Raw genomic sequence first — 4,517 nt, 5'->3', positions numbered from 1 at the left:
TCAAGATCCCGGCGGCGGTCAAGAATATCCGGGCGAAGTGAGGATAGGGAGAATTAAGGGAGCACGCCGGATGATTGTGCGGGCTCTACCTGACCAGGGTCAATGCCCGCTTCTGAAAGAACTCGGACGACTTGAGCGAAATAAAGTAAACCCCGGAAGGGCAGGGGAGACGGTCGTCGCTCATACCGTCCCAGGTCAGGTAGTGAGAACCAGAGGCAGCGTGCTCATCGAGCAGAACCCTCACCGTCCGTCCCTGGGTATCGAAGATAGTGAGCTTGGCAAGACCAGGTTTGTTCAGGTAGAACGAGATCCCGGCCGATTGGTTGAAGGGATTGGGATAGGCAGAATAGAGAAAATTTTCTCTCGGAGTGTTCTGAGGTCGATCAGATACCGCAGCAGAGGGGTTGGGCATAGTCCCATATTCAACGCCGTTGACTTTGGCGTAGACAAGGTTGGCAGACACCGGGCCGAAACCTGGCGCGAATGCTCTTCCGCGCTGATCGATAATGCAGTGGTAAAAAGTCCCGATAGAACAGGTAATGGTGCTATCTAGAGCGACTAAATTAGAAAGATCAAGCCAGGTGCTGACTGGGTAAAATGGTATGCCGGAGTCCAACGAGCTGAAAACGCCCTCCATAATTTTTATTGCCGGCTGAAATTTAAGAGTGAAATGAGTAAAGGAAAAAGTCATTGGGAGGCCCAGTCCAGTTGGATCTGATGGGCCACTACCCAGATGATAAACCAAAGAGTCATCTCGGTACTGCTGGAATATTTTAAGGCCCCAATAGTTGCCAGCGCCGTGATCCTCCCGATATTTAGTAACCCAGATGTTACCGGGAGTAGATGGAAAGAAATCGAAGAGAGTATCGTGTCTGGGAGCGGCCTCGCGCCTGGGCCTCCTGCCATACTCAACGCCATTGACTTTGGCATAAACAAGATTTGCCGGAACCGGTCCAAAACCTGGAGCCCATATATCACCATCCCTTTCTACGATACAATGATGAAAAGTACCTGCCGGACGCATAATGGTGCTATCGAGGGAGATGAATTTGGTGTTGTCAGAAAGATCAAGACATTCTGAAAGGAAGAGAAAAGGCTGCTCTGGGTTGCGATAGGCTCCATAACGGATTAACTGTGATGATTCGAATCTTATCTCCCAACAGTTGAGAGAAAAATCCATTGGATCGTTCATATTATACTTATCAGAAGGTCCTGAACCAACATAAAAACGTGCTGAATCGTCCGTAAATTGCTCAAGGACTTTTAATGCATAAAAGTTATGAGATCCACGATCAAATGCGATTTGGGTCACCCAGATGTTTCCGGGAGTTGGGGGAAAATAATCTTTAGCGGAAAGGAGGTGTGAAGACTGAGTCAAAGCGGAATGCGGCAGGATTAAAGCTATAAATACTGCGAGAGTTAACTTTTTCATGGGTAATCCTCCACCAGACAGTCACTAATAAGTACGGAAAAAACATTATTATGCAGAAAGGGTTCTGCCATGAAAAAGGCAATTGTTATCATTCTCATCTTTGCACTTATGCTTTGTGCAGGGTCACTCTTCGCAAAGGGTAAAGAGTTAGCGATTATCTCAGCTGCTCGATTTGACAACTATGTCTATCAGTACAAGATGTGGAAATCCCTTGAAGGCTTTAATGTCACGATCAAAAAGGCCGACTCCCTCGGCGGGTTAGACACCACCAACGTATATGATTGGATTCACAGTACTTGGTGGCCCGGTGATAACAATTTCGTTTTTATCCTTGGAAAGGCCTCTGAAGTGCCGGGGAATCGGCTACTACTCAACGACTATCCTGGGATGACCGACTGGTTTTATCAGTCGCACGATCATAGTACCAGCATAAAGAAGAACCATGCCAATATAATGGTAGGCCGCATGGTTGCAAATTCGAGCGGTGCAGATGTTTTAAAAAAACTACTGGGATACGAGTTTTTACCAAAGTCATATAACCCCAAAAAGAATTTCCTATTTGCTCAATATAAACCGAGTGGCGAAGTAGACCATGCACAGGTCATCCGCGGTGCTTACTATTCTTTTAGCTTATTTGGATGGACTCCGAGCGATACCATGATGTTTGATGTCTCCCCATTCTCATCCTGGTCTGGGGCATCATATAAGGATTCTCTTGAGACAAGATGGGCAAATTCTTCAATAATCCTTTACCAAGGCCATGGTGATATTAATGGAACGGGCACCCTCAATGGTTTTGGCTTTGATTATGATGTAGATGACTTGCCTTTGGTGCAGATTAAAAATTACCAATTTTTCATGTCAGGTGGTTGTGCAAATGCTGGATATGGGTGCGACTACTATGGTACCCTTCAGGATCATTGGTCTTTTCTTGATCAGATGCTTTGTCAAACAAGCAGTTCGATAGAAGGACCAATTGGTGCATTTGGTATGGAAGACACTGCAGGAGGCGTTATTCCGTGGGATTTATATGACACCGACGCCGATACTTTTATAAGCAGGTCAGAGGCAGCTATTACGGACTCGGGTTTCACGACTTGGGGTCAAGCATTTCGAGGTATGGTGAGACTTGAAAGAGGTGAATCACCATCCACAAGTATTCCAAATCACCAATTTGTTGGTGATCCTACGATCTCCCTGCGAACGGCCAATCCACACACGGCCGAAGTCGCACCATCCAGTTATATTTCAGTCGCTTTGGACTCTGTAACTGCTCATACCGGTTCCGATGTTGGCACGATCCGAGTGAGCGCCTATGCTCCGAACACGGGATGGGACTCGACGACAACTTTGTCAGGAAATACGTACGCACGCTTCAAGAACACAGCCAGGCCGCTTTTCATCGCCTTCACCAAGGATGACGCCTCCAAGACCCCAACCATCTGGACCACTGGTGGAACTCTGAATGTCAATACCTGGATGCTCGGGAAAATCAATGTGAATGGCGATTTGACGGTAGCATCAGGCAGGACGATGGAAGTGCTACCTGGGACGACGATGTCCTTTAAGACAAACGCTGATGACCGCTCTGGAGGAACTAGCTCTTCAAAAGCAGAGCTTATCATCAACGGAACTCTCAAAGCGGATTCGGCCACGTTCACCCGGTATGGCAGCTCCGGTTATTGGTCGGGTATCAAATTCGGCACGACGGCTTCTTCCAGCTCTCATATTCTCGGGTGCACAGTCAATTATGCCGTAGCTGGAGTCTACATTGACCAAGCGGATCCGACGATCAGCGATAATCAAATCCTCGATAATGACGACTATGGCGTCTATGTTACCGGCAGCAGTGCCTGGCCCACGATCACGAACAATTATATAGCAGCAACCGATTATGCTGTCTATATCTCTGCTGCATCATCTGGCGGTCAATTCGGACATGACGCATTCAGAAGTGCTACATATGGCCTCTTTCTCGCCAATGGATCGCCGGTTTTTGAGGGAGAAAGCAATGGCTACAACTTCTGGGACTCGTCCATCTCAAACAAGCGCGTCTATGTCTATAGCGGCTATCTTGAACTAGGGATGACCGAGGATCCCGGCAATAATAGCTTTACGAAGGGTGACGATAATTCAAGAGATTATATCTACAATGCTAGTGGAACCACCGTTTATGCCCGATACTGTTATTTCTATGATTGCCCAAATCCAGATACCGATTGGTTCTATGGTTCGGTAGACCGCTCAAGTAAGCTATCTTATCCGCCAAGTACACCGCCCGCAGGCCCTGACTTTGCTATTCCAAAAATTGCAGTTACCTCGATGCGTCAATACCGCGAAATCAAGCAGGCCCTGGCCAAGGGGGAGAAATTTAGCCATGCGAAGCTCCTTAACTCCCTTGTAGTTGATAACATCGAATACGAGTTCGCCGCCCGGCCGTTGGACCTGCTGCTCGGGAATTTGAGCAAGACCGAAGGCCTGAAGGTGGTCAGCAATCTCGGCAAATACAATAAAATGCACGATGCTGTCCGATTCGCGCTGGATCAATGGCAAGTCAGATATGATAGCCAAAGTGGAATTCCGGATGAAGCGCTCCTCAAGAGATATCAAGGCACGGCATTCGAAAAGGCCATGGCGCTGACCTATGCGGCCGGGCTTGCGTCAAATGGCCAGAAGGAGAAAGCGGTTGAAGTGCTCACGAAGGCCAACCAGGACACCGATCCGCTCATCCTTAAATCGCTGATCGATGGCCTCGACAATCCGGAAACCATCCCAGCAGAGAAAGCTCTGGCTACGCCGGCGGAAAAACAGTCTGTTGAGGTCTCTGCTTTCCCGAATCCCTTCAACTCTGAGAGCCGGATCCAGTTTAAGCTGGCGCAGAAGGGAATGGCGACGGTCACGATCTACAACATGCTCGGGCAGAAGGTCGTCTCGCTGGTGAGCGGGGAGAGAAGTGCCGGAACTCACAGCGTCTCCTGGAATGGCAAGAACCAGGCAGGGCTGCAGGTCCCAACAGGCGTCTACTTCTGCCAGATCATCGCCGGCGGCGCCAGGCAAACGTTGAAGCTTTTCATGCTTCGATAGT

Annotated in this window: 2 protein-coding genes; one reads left to right on the top strand and one right to left on the bottom strand. The window is 48.6% G+C overall.

What is annotated here, in order from left to right; translation table 11 throughout:
• Positions 1-85: 85 nt before the first annotated feature.
• The gene (locus PLH32_18325) at positions 86-1,432 is read right to left on the bottom strand and encodes a T9SS type A sorting domain-containing protein (GenBank protein HQJ66566.1); all 1,347 of its coding nucleotides are present in this window, start codon (positions 1,430-1,432) and stop codon (positions 86-88) included.
• Positions 1,433-1,501: 69 nt separating this feature from the next.
• Here PLH32_18325 and PLH32_18320 point away from each other — a divergent pair, with 69 nt between their 5' ends.
• Positions 1,502-4,516 (top strand): T9SS type A sorting domain-containing protein, encoded by a 3,015-nt coding sequence (locus PLH32_18320; protein HQJ66565.1) that lies wholly within the window; start codon positions 1,502-1,504, stop codon positions 4,514-4,516.
• The last annotated feature ends 1 nt before the right edge of the window (position 4,517 follow it).

Source organism: bacterium, from assembly GCA_035419245.1.
Taxonomy (GTDB): domain Bacteria; phylum Zhuqueibacterota; class Zhuqueibacteria; order Residuimicrobiales; family Residuimicrobiaceae; genus JAKPUX01.
Note: the sequence above shows the minus strand (reverse complement) of the source record. Positions and strands in the feature narration are given on the sequence as shown.

Coding starts and splice junctions, on each gene's coding strand:
- PLH32_18325 (HQJ66566.1), bottom strand. CDS start 1,432: ATGAAAAAGTTAACTCTCGCAGTATTTATAGCTTTAATCCTGCCGCAT.
- PLH32_18320 (HQJ66565.1), top strand. CDS start 1,502: ATGAAAAAGGCAATTGTTATCATTCTCATCTTTGCACTTATGCTTTGT.